This window comes from Anaerotignum sp., from assembly GCF_031981185.1.
In the GTDB taxonomy this organism is placed as follows: Bacteria; Bacillota; Clostridia; order Lachnospirales; family Anaerotignaceae; genus Chakrabartyella.
The window spans coordinates 42,471-61,918 of the sequence record NZ_DALYUL010000019.1; the positions used below are offsets into that span (position 1 = coordinate 42,471).

Consider the following 19,448-nt stretch of genomic DNA (forward strand, 5'->3'; position numbering starts at 1 on the left):
AAGCGATTCCTTTCTATTTACGTTAGCCCTTTGTCGTATCCGTTTCAGAGGCATTCCGTATATTTGACGGTGAAAATTTCAAAAAATATACATATATATCAACAATTGCTTTATACAGTTCTTCCGGAACCTCTGCGCCAAGCTCAAGTCTGGATAAAATTGTAGCTAAGGAGGTATCCTCATAAACAGGCACACGGTTTTCAGCAGCAAGCTCCACAATTTTTTCAGCCACATGGCCCATACCTGAAGCCACAATCACAGGGGCCACTTGATCGCTGTCGTATTTCAACGCCACAGCCTTTTTGTTAATTTTATCCTTATATCTTGACATTGACAGTATTTTTCCTTTCATAAATTTTAGGGAATACTTCCGATATGCTGATTGGCGCTTTGCTTTTTTCTACGGATATGGATTTGATTGCAAGCCCATTGCGCTCCATAATCTCCGTCAGCCCCGCGCGGATTCCTTTATCCAGTGCAAGGACTTTCTCCGGACAGAACAATTGCATATCAATTTTCCCTTTGCTGTGCAGTATAATTAAGTCAAAAAATCCTACATCTTTTATATCGAACTTAATCAACAATTTTTCCTTTCTCTCATCTTCCCCCGTCTTTCCCTCCTCATCATCAGGATCAATCCAAAGCTCGGAAAACATCATCGCCCCATCCACATTTAAGGGCAGTGACATGTGCAACAACGGCACATATACACTTTCGTTTAATAGCATAGAGGATAAAATCCCCTTAAACATATCTATATTTTCGTAGCCAGCCTCTCCTTTTATTCCTCTTTCCAAAATATCTATCAGCTTTTGGTTATACTCGTTCCCCTTGCCATCTTCCCCGTGCATTTGCACCAGTACGTCAGCAAATGTTTGAGCATCTATATTGCCAAGCTTATCCTTTATTACATTATAATTCATAATGCCTTCAAATGCATCAACAAATCCACTTTTATTTGCATTTTCATAGCGGGCTATGTTTAACATCAAAGAAGAGATGAAATCTCTGACCCGGCCAAAATCATTTGTATAACTAATATATTTCGATAAGAATGGAATCATTTCTTTTTTTAATATTTCTAGATTTTTTGAAACATCTCCGGGCTTTGCATTTTGATCTAAAAGCTTTGTAATTTCCAATAGCTGAACAGAATAACTTTTAGGCAGACTTTTGGATAAATTGGATAAATCAATTACTATGCTATTCAAAATATGCCGGCTGGAGGTAAAATCATTATATTTTTTTAATAAGTCCAGTATTTTAAAATTCAAATCCGCTGAATTCGATTGCGCCAGGGTTCCTCTTAAAAAATCAAAAAAGGCCCCCGAAAATTTTGTTGCTCCATCAGCCTGATTTTTCAAATGTCCCCCAAGCTCCTCCTTGGAGAGCTTAATCATCTCAAGAAAACGAGAAATCTCCTCTGCGAAATTTTCATCTATGCCTGAATTAACCAAATTTCCCAGTTTTAAAAATAACAAATCCCCCATCAATTCAGTCATTGAGGGTGTATCTTTTAAGGCACGCAAAAAACCTTCATAATTTGACTTATGGTTTTGTACAAACTCATTCTGCTGGTAATCCGCATTTGTAGATTTACTGTCGGGTCTGGTCACTTTATTAACGTTTGTAATATTATTAATATTAGCGTCGTTTGTTGTGATGGGATTGGTTCTGGAAGCATTATCATATCCTGATACAGGAGTAGTGACTTTCATAATATTAGACATTATTTCACATCCTTTCCACTCAACTATTATATTTTCCCTCTTTTTGTCGAATAAAATATGTAGTATAATTAACCAAAAGGTATAAAAAATGGTATAACATATTCTTTACTAAGGTGGTGCTCAAAAATGAACAACGGCATGGATAGTATGATCGATATGTATCTTTTCGAAACAAATTCTCTACTGGAGCAGTTGGAAAACATCATGCTCGAAGCGGAAAAGGCAAAGTCCTTCTCCTCCGCAGATATTGACGAAATTTTCCGAATCATGCACACAATCAAAGGTTCTTCGGCTATGATGGAATATGATTCCATTTCTAAAGTTGCCCATAGATTTGAAGATCTTTTCTTCATCTTTAGGCAAAACAACACAACCAATTCCTTGTCAGAAGGGATGCGCAAAGAACTTTTTAATTTAATTTTAAGAACGAATGATTTTATGCGCACAGAAGTGGCAAAAATCGAGCAAAATGAACCTATCTCTGATAATATCGACCATTTTATAAACGATATTAATACTTTTATTGAAAAATTGAATGCAGATGAGCAAAGCACCTTGGAAGCCGCTGAAATGACAAACGCACCCAATGAAAATAACGTAACACAGAACAGTGCTGTTTTGCAATCTATTCCCACAACCACATCCCCCTATATCATTAAAATCCTTTTTGATGACGGTAGCGGTATGGAGCATTTGCGCGCTTTTATTGTAAAAAATGCAATTTCTGATGCCATTGGTAACAATTTTAATTTTTACCCTGAAGATGTGGAACATAATTCAGAAACCTGCAATTATATTATTGATCATGGTTTTTTCATCTTCCTGGACGATGAATCTCTTATGGATGCAACCATATCTGCAGTAAAAAGTTCACCAAACATTGCATCCTTCGAGGTTATTGCCAATCCTACTGTGGAAGCATCTAAGGCTGAGGAAGTGCAACCGGAATTACAGCCAAAGGTATCAACCCAGAGTGTTACTCCAAGCCAAAGCAAGCCTGCCAAGGGGACTACGCCCCCTGCTCCGCAGACACAGCAAGCTAAACAAAGTATTATCAGCGTGAATTTATCAAAATTAGACAGTCTAATGGCCATTGTGGGTGAAATTGTTATAACCGAATCCATGGTGACCTCCTCCCCTGATTTAAAGGGATTGAAGCTGGATAATTTTTTGAAATCCACAAGACAACTTAGAAAGCTGACAGATGAGCTGCAAGACATTGCTATGTCCATGCGTATGGTTCCCATTTCCGGTGTATTTAATAAGATGAACCGCATTGTTCGGGATATGGGTCAAAGCTTAAATAAGGATGTACGCCTTACCATTATCGGTGAAAATACCGAATTGGATAAAACAATTGTTGACAGTATCAATGACCCATTAATCCATATCGTCAGAAATGCAATGGATCATGGTATTGAAGAGTCGGTAGAAGAAAGACTTGCCGCTGGCAAAGAGCCACAGGGTGAAATCGTATTGGAAGCAAAGCATACCGGCAGCGATATTATGATTACCATTGCCGATGACGGTGTAGGTGTAAATACAGAAAAAGTACTGGAAAAAGCAAAAAGAAACGGTATTTTAACAAAACCCGAAAGTGAATATTCAAAACGTGAAATTCTCATGCTTTTGCTTGCCCCCGGCTTCTCTACAAACGAAACCGTTACCGAATACTCTGGGCGTGGCGTTGGCATGGATGTAGTAAAACAGAATATTGAAAAGGTTGGCGGTATCGTTTCAATTGAAAGCGAATTGGGCGAAGGCACTTGTATTACGCTGAAAATCCCCTTGACCTTGGCAATTGTGGATGGCATGGAAATCTCCGTAGGTAAATCTACCTTCACCCTGCCAATCACAAACATCAGACAGTCCTTCAAATGCACCCAGGATGAAATTATTCACGATTCCTTGGGGCATGAAATGATTGAGCGCATGGGAAATTATTACTCAATTGTCAGACTGCATAAACTTTACAATTTAGAAACAGAGGTTACGGATATCGAAGAAGGTATTTTAGTATGGGTTGAAGCCAGCGATATCTCCTATTGCCTATTTGTAGATTCTTTTATTGGCGAACAACAAGTGGTTGTAAAACCTCTGCCACCATACCTAAATGGTTTTAATATCAAAAACTCGGGAATCGCAGGCTGTACCATTCTGGGAGATGGAAATATCAGTATTATCTTAGATGCACTTAGCCTGCAAACAGCATTCGAGAATTCATTATAAGGGGGGAATGTTTCAATGAATAAGGAAAATAATTTTACCGACGATCTGTTGAATGGCGAATTAAACCTAACAGAGGCGGATGAAAACTTAAACAAATATCTTACATTTATATCTGCCGAATTGGTATATGGCATCCCAATCGATAATGTAGTTGAAATCATTACAAATCCTGGCATTACCTCTCTACCCATGGTTCCATCTTATGTAAAAGGAATCATGAACCTTAGAGGTCAGATTGTCCCAATTATAGACATTCGTCAAATTATGAATAAACCTATAAATGATGACACAGCCATCACATGTGTTATCATTTTGGAAATCGACTCGATTTCCATTGGAGTTTTGGTGGATACTGTTTTACAGGTAATCAATGTTACCAATAAGCTCTTAGATCCTCCTTCCAAAAATCTGGACTTTATCAATGGCATGACAAATCTGAGTGACGGAACCGTTATGTTCTCCTTGGATTGCCAATCATTGATCAGCAATAAATAATAAGGTGGTTAATCCATGAATACTTTAAACGAAAATGACTTCATCCGTCTTTATACTTTTATTCAAAAAAAGTACGGAATTAATCTTTCCAAAAAGAAACAGCTCATCGAGGGACGTCTGAATTCGACGCTGTTTTCCATGGGCTTCAATGATTTTTCAGATTATGTAGATTTTATTCTGACTAAGTCCACGGAAAAAGATGTGGAGGTTCTGTTGAATAAACTTACAACAAACTACACATATTTTATGCGAGAGAAGACCCATTTTGATTTTTTTTCGCATAATATCCTACCTACTCTCGTAAAGAATAAAAAGGATAAAGTCTTGAGTGTTTGGAGTGCAGGATGTTCAACAGGTCAGGAACCTTATACTCTTTCTATTTTAATGAAAGAATTCTTAGGCAAAGATGCTCCCAATTGGGATACCCGCATTTTGGCAACGGATATTTCTCAAAAAGTTCTTTTGCAAGCGCAAAAAGGACTTTATCCCGGTGATTCCCTAAAGGATATGCCGACGGAATGGGTGCGTAAATACTTTACCCGTGTTGCTAACACAGATCAATATGAAGTAACACCGGAATTAAAGGCGAACGTGATCTATAAAACGTTTAATTTAATGGATCCCATACATTTTAGAATTCCGTTTGATGTTATTTTCTGTCGAAACGTTATGATTTACTTTAATCAACCTACAAAGGATGCTTTGGTAGACCGCTTCTATGATTCTACCAATCCCGGAGGTTATCTTATTATTGGGCTTTCAGAAACCATTAATAAGCATAGCACAAAATATAAATATGTTATGCCTGCAGTATACAGAAAAATATAAGGAATTTCTAAAAAGAAAGGTAGTTCTCTATGAAAGAAAAAATCAAGGTATTGGTCGTAGATGACTCACTGTTTTTCCGAGGAGTACTCACAAAAAAGCTTGCTGAATTTGACCATATTGAGGTTTTGGGGTATGCTAGAGATGCCTTTGAGGCAAAAGAAAAAATACCCCAACTCAAACCCGACGTGGTTACATTGGATGTGGAAATGCCCAAAATAAATGGTATTGAGTTTTTAAAGCAGCTTCTACCAGATCGACCAATTCCCGTTGTTTTGGTCTCCGCCCTCAATATTAGCGTGTTTGATGCACTGGCTGCTGGCGCAGTGGAATTTGTGAAAAAGCCGGAGCTATCCAATTCCGACACCATCTCCGCCTTTATTGAGGAACTGGCCGCAAAAATAACCATTGCAAGCCGAGCAAAAGTGTCACCGCCCTCAGGCGTAAGTAAAATTTCTATAGCGGCCAAGCCAAGTTTTGCACCAATCAATCCTTCTAGGTTGGCAAACACAACGGTTATTGCATTGGGCGCATCAACAGGAGGTACCGAGGCTACCATCTCCGTAATCAAAGACTTGCCGGAAGATACTCCGGGCATTTTGGTTGTACAGCATATGCCCCCTGGCTTTACTAAAATGTATGCCGAAAGACTGAACCGCCTATGTAAAATGGAGGTTCGAGAAGCCGTGGATGGGGATATTGTGAAAAACGGATTGGTTTTAATTGCCCCTGGAGATTTCCATATGAAGCTTACAAAGCTGGGCTCCACTTACGTTGTAAAATGCTTTCAGGCAGAAAAAGTCAGTGGTCATAGACCCTCTGTGGATGTCTTGTTCAATTCCGTGGCAGAGGTGGCCAAAAAAAATGCTGTGGGTATTATCATGACAGGAATGGGCAGAGACGGCGCCCAAGGACTTTTGAATATGCGTCAGCAAGGTGCATACACCATCGGACAAAACAAAGAATCTTGTGTTGTCTATGGAATGCCCATGGTAGCAAAGAATATTGGGGCTGTTATGATTGAAGCATCCAATGAAAATATTCCCTTAGTTTTACGCAGATATTTAGCATCACTTTAAAAAAACAGACCACAGCCTTAGCCTAAATCGAAATTATTTATATAAATGAAAACAAGCCGAAAATCAGAATTTCCCGCAAAAAGGAAAAACTATCTGTTTTCGGCTTTTTATCTGTCTGAATCTCTATTTTAATAAAAATCATTGGAACCAGTTTTGATAAATCAAACCTGTGAAAGCAAAAAAATTCGTTAAGATATGAGCTGCCGTTACAACTTGAATAGACTTAGTTTTATATGCAACCCCACCCCATAATAAACCCATTAAAAAAGAGCCGCCTACCAATGAAGCAAAACCACCTTGGTACTCCATGCCTTTTGCAAAATAAACCCCGACATGCCAAATACCAAAAAATATAGTAGGATAAATATATGCCAAAACGATGCTATTCTTAAAACTCTGATTGAAACATCCACGCCAAAATAATTCTTCAATCCATCCATTAATCAGTGCAAACAATAAGGCCAATCCTATTACCCAAGGCCCTGCAAGGAAAGCTATTTTCTGAAATACCGCAAAAAATGTACCTATACAAGGGATCAATGCTAATAAATAATATAGCAACCTCTTTGCTGTTGGATCATTGAGTTTTTGGGCATACATCTTCTTAAGTCCGCCAATTTCATTGGCGCTATACAAAGAAATAGGAAGGCAAAAGACAAACCAATACATACAAAAACCCATAATAAATCCGGATGTTTTCCCTATTCTGTCAGTTAAAAATGGCATGAGTAATAACATTGAACTGCACAGTATGGGAGGGGAACAAATCAAAACAAATTGTTTTTTTCCTATCTCTTTCATAAAACACCTCTTTTGTATTTTAATCATTATAATAGAATTTTTATTATTTTACAAACGAGCAAACCTCTTTTACTGACTCTCTTTCTATTCAAAAATCGTTTTATGGTTTTTACATATTATAAAATTGTATTCTTTAGAAAAAAAGCCCAGATTATTATTTTTATAAAAATTATATTATTTTTACATCCAAAATGCCGATATCATTAAGTGAGTACAATTGTCTGTTAATATAATTACGTTACTTTAAATTTAAGGGGAAATTAATATGAAAGTTACCGGAAACCATTTTTTTAATCTGCAATCAAATGCAGCAAATAAAGATAAAATCACCCAAACCACCTCACAAAGCCCTTCTGTTTCAAGGGCCAAAAATTACGATGAAATTATTATCTGTGGTAAAGCAGAAACACCAGAACAAAATAGCTTTATTGACGCGCTGAAAAATAAAGTTTCAAAGGAAGTAGCAACACCTACCTCTGCGGAAAAAATCGCTGATTTGAAGCAACAAATCCAAGACGGAACTTATCAAATTGATATCGACCAAATTGCAAAAAAAATGCTCTTAAGCTAACTATTTGAAAAGGACTGAAAAAAATGACAACCATAATTGATTTTCATAACATTGTAATTCATTTAATCGAATTATTAGAAGCACTTATTTCCATTGAAAAGGATAAGCTGGAATCCATAACTTCCAAAAATTTAGATGTTTTAAATAATTGTATTAAAAACGAACAGGTTTTAGTGTTGAAACTAAAGGGTCTTGATAAAAAGCGGGAACAAATTCTTTCAGCCTTGGGCTATGACGGCCTTACTTACAAAGAGATAATATCTCGCCTTCCAGCAGAGGAAAAAGAAGAAAGCAGTAAACTTTTCGCAACGCTCCAGAAAACGACAGATGATTTTCATGCAATCAATGACAGTGTAAAAGTTGCTCTTGATGTAAATTTACATGTCATCAACACGACACTTAGCAAATTAGGCCAAAACCCAGAAACCCAACAAATACCCTCTGGGAATAATTTGAAAAATAGATTTGCTTAACTCTTTATTTATTACCAAAGGGGGAAAACTTTTATGCGTTCTACGTTTGGCAGTTTTACTACCGCCCAGTTAGGTCTTCGTGCAAGTCAGTATGGGTTGGATGTAACAGGTCAGAATATTTCAAATATAAATACAAAAGGTTATACAAGGCAAGTCGTTGACCAAATTAGCTTAAACCTTAAAAACAGCGGGCGCTATGCCTCTGTTGCCAATGTAGGTTATGGCGCACTGGTTACAGGCATATCCCAAGTAAGAGACCCTTACCTGGATATCAGGTTCCGAAACGAAGTATCCAAGGTTGGCGAAGCGGATGTGAAATTAGATGGGTTGAAAGAAATTGAATCTATTTTAGATGAAATTGCCACTGACGGTATTCAAACACAGCTAAGCGACTTAAATACCATGTTGCAAAAGCTTGCCGGAAAAGTTAGCAGCGAAGAATATGAAAATATGGTAAAATCCTCTGCGGAATCCTTGACAAATTACTTGAACCAATGCGCAAAGCAATTGGAAACCGTCCGCTCCAATCAAGAATACAGTTTAAAAAAAGTCGAGATTCCGGAAGTTAATAATATTTTAAAGAATATAGCAGAATTAAACAAATCAATTAAGGACGGTCAAGTGAATGGTAACCCTGCTTTGGAACTAATTGATCAAAGAAACGTTTTAATTGATAACTTGGCTGGTTATATGAAAATTGACGTAACCTATGTTCCAACCAAAATCTCTGATAGTTTAACCATTGACGAATTAAAGATTGATTTGGTTGGTGCAAATAATACAATAAATCTCTTAAATCATTTGGACCATGTAAGCCTCGATATGCCAGATGGAACAACCCAGTTGAATATTCTAGATGCCGAAGGAAATCCCGTTAAAAATAGCGGTGGTACCGTGATTGGCACCGATGTTTTTAAAGAACTGACAAGTGGTTCTTTAAAAGGATCTTTAGATTATCTAAATTCCAATGGGGAATTTGATACTGGCAAAGACTCTTTTCGCGGTATCGGGTATTATCAAAAAATGTTAGACCTTATGGCAAATACCCTTGCCTCAACCCTTAATGATATTAATAATGCAGGACTTCCCAGTGGTACATTACATGATATGTTCGGTACCTCCGATGGCAGTACAACCATTACGGCGAAAAATATCAAAGTTGCATCGGGATGGGCAAACTCTGAATACGGCTTAACGAAATCCGTGAATGATGATGGTTCTACACCTGCTTCCGGTGCGCAAGAAAATATATTAAAAATGATTGATGCCCTAAAATCAGATCAACCTTTCATCAAAAAAGGTGCTTTACCTGCCGATGATGTGACAATTTTTAATGGAAGTTTTCACTCATTCGTTTCTAATCTGAATACGACATTAGGCATTGACATTAAATCTACAAATACGTTACTAAACAACCATGTTTCCGTTGCCAACGAAATTTCAAGTGCAAAAAGTGCTATTTCTTCCGTTAGTTTAGATGAAGAAGGCATGAATATGTTGAAATATCAAAAATCCTTTGCTGCTGCCGCAAGATTAATGACAACATTAGATGAGGCATTGGAAACCATCATCAATAAGATGGGCGTTGTTGGACGATAATGAAAAGGAGTTGCGATAAATGAGAATAACAACAAATCAGGTTTTAAGCAATTACCAAACAAATCTCTCTAAGACTACGAATGAACTAGATACAGCAAGAAACCGAGTGCTTACGAAGCGAAATTTCATGAAAACATCTGAAGATCCTGCTTCCGCTGCAGTTGCTTATAAACTAAGAAAAGAATATATCGAAACTGGGGATCATATTGATAACGTGAAAGATGCGACCTCTCAGTTTGATGCAGTAGAGAGCAGCGCCATGGAAATGAGTACCATTGCAAAAAAAGCCAATGCCCTAATACTAGAAGGTATCTCTGGCAATACCAGCATAGAATCGAGAAAAACCATTGCAACAAGCCTTAGACAAATGCAAGAATCCATCGTTATGTCTGCAAATTCAAAGCTGGGTGAATCTTTCTTATTCGGTGGGCAAACAACTGACTCTACTCCTTTTGAACTGGTAGATGGGAAGCTTCAATACTATGGATTAGATGTATCAAGCACCGACCCTGCCGTGCAAACAAAATTAAAAGAAATGTCAAATGCGGCGGTATATGTAGACCTAGGCTTTGGTTTATCCTTTACCAGTGGAAAAATTGATACCAATAGCGCTTTTAACGTTGCCGTATCTGGTTTGAATGCCCTTGGCTTTGGCCAAAGCGATGGCAAGGATCAGAATTTGGTGAATATACTGGGCAATATTGCCGATGAGTTGGAAAAAGATCCAACTGATTCCGAAAAGCTGGACGGACTTAGCAAGCAATTTACAGAATCTTCAAGTAAACTGGCAGACTTCATCACCTCTATCGGTACAAAAAGTAACTTCTTAGAATTAACCCAGACACGTTTGGAAGATAACCAATTTACTTTAAATGAAAAAATCGTTTCCGTGGAAAACGTTGATTTAGCTGCTGCAATTACAGATTATTCTTGGGCGCAATATCCATACAATTCTGCATTAAAAGTTGGAAATAGTATTCTTAGCCAATCTTTTATAGATTTTATGAACTAAAAACCAAACCAAATGAGTAGAAGGGAGGGCAAAAACGGTGGAACCTTTATTGAATATTACCACAGTACCTTTAAAGTTTGAAATGACAGTAAACAATGCACGTCTGGAATACAATAATTCAAATGCACAGCTGGAAATTTCCAGAGATAATGGCGGTCTGAAAATCAAAAGCAACCCCATTAAATTAGATATTGATTCCTTTGAATGTTATAATTCTATAAATCCAACAGCCAGAACAAGCATTAAGGATGCTGCAGAAAAAGGGAAAATGGTCGCCTATGAGGCAACCGCCGCTTATGCAAGGGAAGGAAAATTATTTTTAAATGCAAAAATAGGTGAAGATGTCATTAGTAAAATTGCTGCTTCAAAAACAGAGGTAAACACCAACGTTGGAATAACCTTTACCCCTACCGCAAGGCCCGAATTGAATTGGTCTAAACCGGAAATTATGATAGAATACGAGTTGGATAAGCTCAATTTTGACTGGAAGGTTATGAACGGAAACTTTGAGTTTATTCCAGGGAATATTGAGATTTCCATTACACAGCGACCTGATGTTGTAATTGAATACATAGGAAACCCTATCTATGTTCCGCCAAGCGCAGACCCCCAATACGTTCCGATTACCGATTTAAGAGCATGATTAATCAAACGAGGTGAATAAATGGAACTGGTAACAAAATATTTTTCCAATATAACATATGAAGACAACGATGTTATTATTTTTAATAATGGACTATTTGGGTTCGAGAAATATAGAAAATTTCTCTTAATCCGCTTTGATGACCACGAAAACTCTCCAGTATGCCTTCAAAGCATTGAAGAAGCAGACATTGCTTTTGTGATGATAAATCCTTATAATTTTATTCATGATTACAATGTTTCACTATCAGAAACAGATATTCAAGATTTAAAACTTAAGGATGCGGATAATCTAACTGTCTATAATATTTGTGTCCTTCTGGATTCCATTCCCCAGAGTACAACAAATTTAAGGTGTCCTGTGATTGTAAATACGCAGACCCGATTAGCAAAACAAATTATATTGGAAAACTCGGAATATCCCTTTAAATACTCATTTAAGGATCTTATTCCTAAGGAGGGCTGATATGCTGGTATTGCAAAGAAAAATTGGTCAATCTATCTATATAGGCGAAGATATTATAATCACCATACAGGATATTTCTGCTGATAAGGTGAAAATTTCTATCGATGCGCCGAAGGATATTATGATTATGCGAGAGGAATTAAAGCTGGCTACCATGAGCAATCAGGAAGCATTGTCCTCCTCGGGTGACTCCGTTGCAATGTTAAAAAAATTATTTCAGAAGTAGTTACAAAAAGGAAGCACTATTCGTTGAAAAATAGCCCTTCCTTTTTTGATGTCAATAATCAAACCCTTCGAAATACTAAGTTCCTTATCTAACGGGTTTTGAAATCCCTTGTTTTTCATATTCGGTTTGCTTAGCTCCAAAGAAGAATTGTTCCGGTTATATTTCTAAAATTTCAAAGAAACAAAATAAGTGTATCGGTTTTCACCAATACACCCTTATTGTTAAATATATGCTTTTCCCTTAGCCACAATGGAAACATAACCTGATATTTCCAGGGCAGTTATCTTCCCATCCTGCAAAACCGCCTGAACACCCATGGTCCCTCCTGGCTGTTTGCAATCTACGGAAACAGTGTTTCCTGCCCGCATTGCCAAAAGTACACCAATTGCGGAGGTTCCGCTTCCGCAGCCCCTCTCCCAAATCATGCTTGTCCCTTTCACACAAACCAGCGGATCCAGTTCCTGGGTTTTTCCATCCCATAGTAGGAGGCCAAAAGCATCGGGCATATTGTGTGACCATAAGGAAGAAGCCTTCTCCGCCTTCATTCTGGCATCTGCACCCCAAATTTTCCGATCTACAATGATATGTGCAATCCCTTCAAATCGTACCACAGGCAGTGTGAAGGCCTCACTGCCAAGAAAAAACTCCTCCCAATCCACAGAAAGGGGCAAAGGCATATCAACCTTCCCGAAGTATCCACACTCTAACTTCTGAATTTCACATGAAACTAAATTCTTAGCGCCGGAAACTTCCAATAATACAGTTTCTATTGCAGTCAGGGGCAGTTGTTTCTCCTCCATGAGATAGGCCGCCAAGGAAAGGGTGGCGTTTCCACAAAATTCCCCTGCCATCATGCGTAATGCCTTGGCCGCATGTTTATCCTTAGGCTCCTGTATAAAGCCTACCTGCTCACCATAAATGCTATTGTAAGCCATTAGCTTTTCCGCCACCTGGAGATGTTTCTCTTTGGAAATTGGAGTTTCCACTAAAATTGTCATATTTTCCGTTGGATTGGTTTTTATAAAATTAATTTCCACATAATTCCCACCTTACTGTTGAAAACGTCCCAAAAAGGCCTTTGTTCGCTCCTGCTTCGGATTGTTGATTACCTCCTCGGGTGCCCCTTCCTCCACAATCACACCGCCGTCCATAAAAACAATATGGTTGGACACATCTCTGGCAAAGGACATCTCATGGGTTACAATCACCATAGTCATATGCTCCGCTGCCAAATCCTTAATTACCTTCAATATTTCCCCTGTTAATTCAGGGTCAAGGGCAGAAGTGGGTTCATCAAAAAACAAAATTTTGGGATTCATAGCCAATGCTCGTGCAATGGATACACGCTGCTGCTGTCCGCCTGAAAGCTGATGGGGATATGCATCTTCCTTTTCGGAAAGACCCATTTTCGCCAAAAGTACCCTTGCCTCTGCATAAACCTCGTCCTTTGGCCGCTTACCAATTAAAATAGGCGGTTCCGTAATATTCTTCATCACAGAATAGTGGGGAAACAAATTAAAATTTTGGAATACAAGCCCAAAATGTTTTTTAATCTCTCTAATCTTATTTTCATCCACATAGTTGGATTTTCCATTTTCGCCAGCCTTAGCCGCATAGTTTCCAAGATAAATTAAATCTCCTCCATCCATAGTTTCCAATAGGGTTGCACAACGCAACAAGGTAGATTTTCCTGAACCTGACGGCCCAATTATCGATACAACCTGTCCCTCTGATACAGAAAGGGAAATATCTTTCAAAACTTCATTATCTCCAAATTTTTTATTACAGTGATTGATTTCTAATACCTTCATGCTTATCCCTCCCTTATCGATAATAGCTCAAGGATTTTTCCACTCGTTCCATGACATACGCCACTACCCAGTTAAAAATAAAATAGAAGGCACCTGCAATGAATAGAGGCATAATCGTGGTTTTTGCCGCCGCAATCTGCTTTGCCAACGTAAACATTTCTGTGTAATTTAAAACAAAAGCCATGGCGGTATCCTTAACCAAAGTAATAATTTCATTGGTCACAGGAGGCAAAATTCGCTTTACCATTTGGGGGAATACAATCTTAAAAAAAGTCTGATATTTATTATAACCTAAAACCGAGGCCGCCTCGTATTGCCCAACAGGAATGGCCTCGATGCCTGAACGATAGATTTCTGCAAAATAAGCCGCATAATTGATAGAAAAACCAATTAAAACTGCAATCAAACGATAGCTTTTACTTAAGGTAACACCAAAAACGTAGTATGGTGCAAAATAAACAACCAAAAGCTGAAGCATTAAGGGAGTACCCCTTAAAATAGAAATATATATTTTGGCCAAAAATTGAATAGGCTTAAAGTTCCCAAACCATCCATTTAGTCCGCCAGTAATAACCCCTTTTCCCGCATTCCCATCTTTTTTCAGCATAAACCCAAAGGGTGTCCATTTTGACATACGGGCAAAAGCCACCAAAAGACCTAATGGCATAGAAAATACCAAAGTCAAAATAAAAATAAGTAGTGTTGCCAGCATGCCATCGCCAAGCTGCTGTATGATATTGAGTATGATATTGAAATATTCGGCCCAACGCATAAGAAAACCCCCATATTTTGCATTTTTACAATCCTTCAAAAAGCAAGGATAAGCGTGCCAGATTACCGACACGCTTGAATGACTCATTTATTTTACACCAAATTACTTGCCAAGGCAAATCATTTGATCTAAATTATAATCCTTATAATTCGCTGCAATGGTATCAATGGTACCATCTTTTACCATTTCATATAAGGTTTCCTGAACTTGATCACGAAGCTCTGTGTTACCCTTCTTAAAGCCTATTGCGTACTGTTCTGTAGACAGAGGCTCCTCCAACTTTGCAAATTTATCTCCACGTGAGGTCAACTGGTACTGTGCAACACCAATATCCACTGCAATGGCATCAATGGAACCAGCTTCCAAATTCATAAAAGCTGAATTATAATCTTTTGACTGTTCTAAAGAAGCAAAACTTGCTGCCAATGCTAGATTTGCTTCATTGTCTTCCTGATTTGTTAAAGCAGTCAATGCAGAAGAATCGGCCTGAGTCATCACAACTTTTCCAGCTAAATCAGCTTTTGTTTTAATGTCGGAATCTGCTCTCACCACAAAAACAATGCTATTGTCTACATAAGGATCAGAAAAAGTGTAGCTATCTTCTCTGCCTGTCATAGTAAAACCATTCCAAATACAATCGATGGATCCGCTGTTCAATTCCATATCTTTGGCATCCCAATCAATTGGTTGTTTCACCAATTCCCAACCACGGCGCTTACACACCTCTGCGGCCAAATCCAAGTCAAACCCAACATAATCTCCGGCATCATTACGGTATCCATAAGGAGGATACTCAGCATCAAAACCAACAACCAATTTTGTACGTTCTTGCGCTGTAGCTTCGTTTTCAGGAGCCGCACTAGATTTTTCGTCACTGCTACATCCCGCTAACACAGAAACACCCATTAGCATTGCAATAAATATTCCCAAATATTTTTTCATACTTCATTTCCCCTTTTTCTTTTTTTATAACCTAAGCCCAAAAGCCTTAACTCTTTATTATACTATCACATTACCACGCTAAAGTAAAGAGGTTTTGTCAAATTATCTCTTCTTTTTCTGACACGCAAAAAAACAGACAGCTTATCTGTCTGTTCAAGCATGGGATATAACCCGAATCCTTTTTATGATAGCCTTATTTTCTCTTTAAACAGTGTATAACATCTTTTTCCATGTACCCTAATAAAAATATCAGCCCAATTACTTCCATAGCCTAGAAAGCTCTCTAGCTGCTCAGAGTGAGTCCCTCTATCTTTATCTATCAAGATTTTCTAAAGTAGGGTAATGATGTTAAAGTTCATCCTAGCTTATACTTCTTTTAAATCATTTTTATATGCATCCACCGCCTAATAAGGCGGTGGAATTCAATAAATTCGTTGAAATAACCCGCATACAATACTGTTAACGCATCATTTTAATAATTAATAACTTCTGACCCGGGTAAATTTTATCAGGGTCCTCAATGTCATTTACCATCAAAATACGTTCAATCGTGGTGTCAAAGTGTTTTGCAATCTTCCATAAACTATCTCCTGGCTGCACCGTATAAATTACAGCACCTGCCATAGGCTTTTGAGATGTATCGATATTTTTCAGTCGAATATCCGTAACAAGCTGGGCAGTTTCTTGTCTTTTCGCATCTGCCTCAAGCACAATAGACGCATATAACTCACCCTCTCGATCGGATAAAATCTGAAAATCGATTTCTTCAAGTCTGCCTTTTACATTTATTTCATCAGTAGGCAAAACACCTTTCATCTCAATTTTTTGACTAAAAGGAATCCCTTTGTTAGTCATACAAACTGCATGATCATCTTCTTGGCATAAATACATAATTTCCACATTCAAAACGCCCTCAACTTGAATCATATCCTCTTGGGGGCTTACGTCCTGAATATGCAGCGTTCCCCATGTTTTCCCTGCTTGTAGCATAGGAAGCTCGCTTTGATCCAATGTAATTTTTTCTTTCAAAGAAAACTGATTTTTAGCTCTTCCAATGCTAACAGGATATGTCACAGTATCCCGCATAACTTCCGTTTCCATCCCCGGTGCATATGCATCGGTAACTACTGTTTTCTCTGTTGAATCCCAAGCTGACATCTCACTCATAATAGATGCATTAACATCTAAAATTCTGGGTTCGCCATCGTCATCAAGGCTGGTTTTGATTGAGGTATCATCGATGGTTAAATTTACGTCAACCATACTTTTTGGTGTAATTTTATCTGCTTCTAAATATCCGTTGAAGGGTATTTTTTCGCTCCACGAATGCACAGTTCCCGTTCCCTGATCATCCGTATATAAAATATCAACAATAAGATTACTACGAATCATTACCTTGCCATCCATTGGACGCACTTCTTGATCAGTCAAATAAAAATCGCAGCTTAATATTTCTCCAACAGCCGGCGCCGTTTGAGGTAACGTAATTTCCTCTTTAACTGTGAATCCTTCTTTTTTCTCAGCGACTACTTCTTCCATGCGAAGCTTACCTTCCAAAAAGGCCATTCCGCCGCTGTCTCCAGGTGAAACAACATTTACTTTATGTACACGTTCTGCATTTGCTGTCAATCCAATGACTGCCTTTATTCCTAACTTTCTATCATTGATTACTTGGCAATCCAAATGTTCCAGTGTTGTTGTTAGTTTTACCTGCATATCTTTTTCCAGTCCGTCCATGTAGATAATATCCTCAATGGGTAAACTGGATTTCATCGCATATACTGCATCGTCACCCTTATCAGAAGAATATAGAATTGTAAGGTCCAAGTCGCCTGATAGGTTAATGCGATCGTCCCCCACCCGTACATCCTTCATTTTTACTTTTCCGTGGCAACACAAAACTTCATTTACGTCAGGCTTGCTGTCAGGCGCGATGATATCCCCTTCCAGCAAGATTTGGGAGGCTTGTTTCCCACCCTGCTGCTTCAATTCAATTTCTTCTCTTTCCCATTCCATCGGCATAAAAAACCTCCTTCGCTATTCTTGCGGCAGTTTTCAGACACTGATTTCGGGCTTTTCCTTTTTTTCGGTCACCATCCACCCTTTGTCTATATATAAATATATTGAAATTCCTCTATTGTATTCCTAAAAATAAGGGTTTCTAAGAAAAATGTTCTTTTACTTTTATTGTCTGTAGTGAAAAAGTAAAATTAAAAAATCCTATTATACAACGTTTGACGAAAACACGTATAATAGGATTTATTATTTATAGGCAAATTATCTAGAGACCCATTCATTATATAAAAGGCTTACAGCAGTAAAATATATATTTAGCAAGGAACTTGCGCACACATTAAAATCTGTGGTGCATCTCAAAAGAAATACGCCTTTTAATATGCTTGTGTTAAAATCCCCTCAATTCCGTAATGGGAAACCAGCGAAACACAACCTTTCCTGTCAAATCACTACAAGAAATCACGCCCATTTGACGGCTGTCATAACTTAAATCTCGATTGTCACCCAAAACAAAAACAGTATCTTTGGGAATTGTCATATCTACAATTCCGTTGGTAGGTTCATCTATATATTCTTCTTCTAATATTTCTCCATTTATTTCAACGAAGCCACCAGGTAGTAGTCTAATATGATCCCCCTCAGTCGCTACAATTCTCTTTAAAACTGTTTTCTCCCTTCCGCTATCATTGTACTGAAATACGATAATATCTCCTTTGTCATACCATCCCATCTGAACAAAAAAGCGGCTCATACAGATAATATCTCCGTCATTTAAGGTAGGGTCCATAGAACTTCCCTCTAGTTTCACTGGCCATAAAAAGAAAAATAATATCATTATGATAATTGCGGCTCTTAAAATTACATTTGCCCAATCTTTTACAACTTCATTCAAAACTATTTACCTCTCTGTGCTATTATTTTCTTGTGACAAATTGTTATCTCTCTATATAAAAGTATACAAATTTCTCCAAAAATAGCAAGTCAAAAAAATAGGTAAATTTAGGAAACTTATTAAATCGTAAAAATATTATTTTTTAAACAAAAAAATAAGCCCAATATTTCAGGCTTAACTTATCTTTCATTATAGCAGCAAAACACCTTATATTTTATCCAAAAAGCTATATCCAATGGCCTCCAAAGCAACCTGTGCTTCATGGCATTTCTCTTCCTTTATAAAAATATAGTCTGTGTCAAAAGTAGAAACAGCGAAAATACTAATTCCGCTTTCCCCTAAACATCCTGATATTTTGGCTAAAACTCCAACCATAGTAAATTCCATCTGCCCCACAACTCGAAAACAGCTCCACCCATCTTCATGTACCTCAGCGTCTGTGGGCAAAAGTTCTGTAGGGCAAACCAAAGAAAGCTCATGATCCGTTCGAGACCAAAAGCTAAAACGACCCAAATCTATTATTTCATGGCATTTTGCGACTGAAAAATCTATATTCAACCATTCTAATAACATTGGCTTTTCCCTCACATTTGCTTTTGCACAGTTTTATATTCATCTTCCAAACGATAATAGGGACATTCGCTATTTTCGTCCTTTAAAAACCGTTCCATCTCGTCCTCATCTAAATTCACTTGACAATAATATTCATCATATACTTCGTCATAACTAAAATATACACATGTATCACAATTTGACTTCATTTCCTTCTCCTATTAGTATAAACTTAATAAAAGTAAAAACCACTTCTTAATTTAAGAAGTGGTTTAAATATGGGAGTTACAGGGCTCGAACCTGTGACCCTCTGCT

The 19,448-nt window shown here is 37.7% G+C and carries 22 protein-coding genes; 11 read left to right on the forward strand and 11 right to left on the reverse strand.

Going from position 1 to position 19,448, the window contains the following annotated elements:
* Nucleotides 1-22: 22 nt before the first annotated feature.
* Nucleotides 23-331, reverse strand: a complete 309-nt coding sequence (locus RTK36_RS11475; RefSeq protein ID WP_312047366.1) for an EscU/YscU/HrcU family type III secretion system export apparatus switch protein — start codon at nt 329-331, stop codon at nt 23-25.
* Entirely contained in the window at nt 318-1,730 is a 1,413-nt protein-coding gene (locus tag RTK36_RS11480) for a hypothetical protein (protein ID WP_312047369.1), read from the reverse strand. Before RTK36_RS11480 ends, RTK36_RS11475 begins: the two co-directional genes overlap by 14 nt.
* Before the next feature lie 126 nt (nt 1,731-1,856).
* On the opposite strand from RTK36_RS11480, the gene RTK36_RS11485 reads away from it, so the two are divergent.
* The 4 genes from RTK36_RS11485 to RTK36_RS11500 are packed head-to-tail and all read left to right on the forward strand — an operon-like array spanning nt 1,857 to nt 6,358.
* Nucleotides 1,857-3,959: a chemotaxis protein CheA gene (locus RTK36_RS11485; RefSeq protein ID WP_312047371.1), complete on the forward strand. Its 2,103-nt coding sequence runs from the start codon at nt 1,857-1,859 to the stop codon at nt 3,957-3,959.
* 15 nt (nt 3,960-3,974) lie between these two features.
* On the forward strand, nt 3,975-4,454 hold the full coding sequence (locus RTK36_RS11490) for a chemotaxis protein CheW (RefSeq protein ID WP_312047373.1): 480 nt from the start codon (nt 3,975-3,977) through the stop codon (nt 4,452-4,454).
* Nucleotides 4,455-4,469: 15 nt separating this feature from the next.
* Complete coding sequence (locus RTK36_RS11495; RefSeq protein WP_312047375.1) at nt 4,470-5,282, forward strand: CheR family methyltransferase; 813 nt, start codon at nt 4,470-4,472, stop codon at nt 5,280-5,282.
* A gap of 29 nt (nt 5,283-5,311) precedes the next feature.
* A complete protein-coding gene (locus RTK36_RS11500) occupies nt 5,312-6,358 on the forward strand; it encodes a protein-glutamate methylesterase/protein-glutamine glutaminase (RefSeq protein ID WP_312047377.1) in 1,047 nt (348 codons plus the stop codon).
* A 138-nt stretch (nt 6,359-6,496) separates the two neighbouring features.
* On the opposite strand, the gene RTK36_RS11505 is transcribed toward RTK36_RS11500, so the two are convergent.
* Nucleotides 6,497-7,159 (reverse strand): CPBP family intramembrane glutamic endopeptidase, encoded by a 663-nt coding sequence (locus RTK36_RS11505; RefSeq protein WP_312047379.1) that lies wholly within the window; start codon nt 7,157-7,159, stop codon nt 6,497-6,499.
* Nucleotides 7,160-7,424: 265 nt separating this feature from the next.
* Between RTK36_RS11505 and RTK36_RS11510 the strand changes: the two genes are divergently transcribed.
* Genes RTK36_RS11510 through RTK36_RS11540 form a run of 7 tightly spaced genes read left to right on the forward strand, consistent with a single transcriptional unit; the run spans nt 7,425 to nt 12,148 of the window.
* Nucleotides 7,425-7,730, forward strand: coding sequence for a flagellar biosynthesis anti-sigma factor FlgM (locus tag RTK36_RS11510; RefSeq protein WP_312047382.1), 306 nt, complete (start codon nt 7,425-7,427; stop codon nt 7,728-7,730).
* 23 nt (nt 7,731-7,753) lie between these two features.
* Entirely contained in the window at nt 7,754-8,203 is a 450-nt protein-coding gene (locus tag RTK36_RS11515) for a flagellar protein FlgN (RefSeq protein ID WP_312047384.1), read from the forward strand.
* A 33-nt stretch (nt 8,204-8,236) separates the two neighbouring features.
* Nucleotides 8,237-9,802 carry a flagellar hook-associated protein FlgK gene (flgK, locus tag RTK36_RS11520; protein ID WP_312047386.1) on the forward strand — a complete coding sequence of 522 codons (1,566 nt, stop codon included), beginning with the start codon at nt 8,237-8,239 and terminating at the stop codon, nt 9,800-9,802.
* 19 nt (nt 9,803-9,821) lie between these two features.
* The gene (locus RTK36_RS11525; RefSeq protein ID WP_312047389.1) at nt 9,822-10,814 is read left to right on the forward strand and encodes a flagellin N-terminal helical domain-containing protein; all 993 of its coding nucleotides are present in this window, start codon (nt 9,822-9,824) and stop codon (nt 10,812-10,814) included.
* A gap of 37 nt (nt 10,815-10,851) precedes the next feature.
* Nucleotides 10,852-11,457 carry a DUF6470 family protein gene (locus tag RTK36_RS11530; RefSeq protein WP_312047391.1) on the forward strand — a complete coding sequence of 202 codons (606 nt, stop codon included), beginning with the start codon at nt 10,852-10,854 and terminating at the stop codon, nt 11,455-11,457.
* A 21-nt stretch (nt 11,458-11,478) separates the two neighbouring features.
* Nucleotides 11,479-11,922 (forward strand): flagellar assembly protein FliW, encoded by a 444-nt coding sequence (gene fliW, locus RTK36_RS11535; RefSeq protein ID WP_312047394.1) that lies wholly within the window; start codon nt 11,479-11,481, stop codon nt 11,920-11,922.
* 1 nt (nt 11,923) lies between these two features.
* The gene (locus RTK36_RS11540) at nt 11,924-12,148 is read left to right on the forward strand and encodes a carbon storage regulator (protein ID WP_312047397.1); all 225 of its coding nucleotides are present in this window, start codon (nt 11,924-11,926) and stop codon (nt 12,146-12,148) included.
* Between the two features lie 221 nt (nt 12,149-12,369).
* On the opposite strand, the gene RTK36_RS11545 is transcribed toward RTK36_RS11540, so the two are convergent.
* From RTK36_RS11545 to RTK36_RS11580, 8 genes are all read right to left on the reverse strand, one after another.
* Nucleotides 12,370-13,185, reverse strand: a complete 816-nt coding sequence (locus tag RTK36_RS11545) for a hypothetical protein (RefSeq protein ID WP_312047399.1) — start codon at nt 13,183-13,185, stop codon at nt 12,370-12,372.
* A 12-nt stretch (nt 13,186-13,197) separates the two neighbouring features.
* Nucleotides 13,198-13,959 carry an amino acid ABC transporter ATP-binding protein gene (locus tag RTK36_RS11550; RefSeq protein ID WP_312047402.1) on the reverse strand — a complete coding sequence of 254 codons (762 nt, stop codon included), beginning with the start codon at nt 13,957-13,959 and terminating at the stop codon, nt 13,198-13,200.
* Nucleotides 13,960-13,972: 13 nt separating this feature from the next.
* Nucleotides 13,973-14,731, reverse strand: a complete 759-nt coding sequence (locus RTK36_RS11555; RefSeq protein WP_312047404.1) for an amino acid ABC transporter permease — start codon at nt 14,729-14,731, stop codon at nt 13,973-13,975.
* A 102-nt stretch (nt 14,732-14,833) separates the two neighbouring features.
* Entirely contained in the window at nt 14,834-15,673 is an 840-nt protein-coding gene (locus tag RTK36_RS11560; RefSeq protein WP_312047406.1) for an amino acid ABC transporter substrate-binding protein, read from the reverse strand.
* Nucleotides 15,674-16,132: 459 nt separating this feature from the next.
* Entirely contained in the window at nt 16,133-17,695 is a 1,563-nt protein-coding gene (locus RTK36_RS11565; RefSeq protein WP_312047408.1) for a DUF3794 and LysM peptidoglycan-binding domain-containing protein, read from the reverse strand.
* A 382-nt stretch (nt 17,696-18,077) separates the two neighbouring features.
* Nucleotides 18,078-18,581 carry a signal peptidase I gene (lepB, locus tag RTK36_RS11570; RefSeq protein WP_312047410.1) on the reverse strand — a complete coding sequence of 168 codons (504 nt, stop codon included), beginning with the start codon at nt 18,579-18,581 and terminating at the stop codon, nt 18,078-18,080.
* A 207-nt stretch (nt 18,582-18,788) separates the two neighbouring features.
* On the reverse strand, nt 18,789-19,154 hold the full coding sequence (locus tag RTK36_RS11575; RefSeq protein ID WP_312047412.1) for an ACT domain-containing protein: 366 nt from the start codon (nt 19,152-19,154) through the stop codon (nt 18,789-18,791).
* An 11-nt stretch (nt 19,155-19,165) separates the two neighbouring features.
* Nucleotides 19,166-19,342, reverse strand: a complete 177-nt coding sequence (locus RTK36_RS11580) for a DUF6472 family protein (protein WP_312047413.1) — start codon at nt 19,340-19,342, stop codon at nt 19,166-19,168.
* Nucleotides 19,343-19,448: the final 106 nt, after the last annotated feature.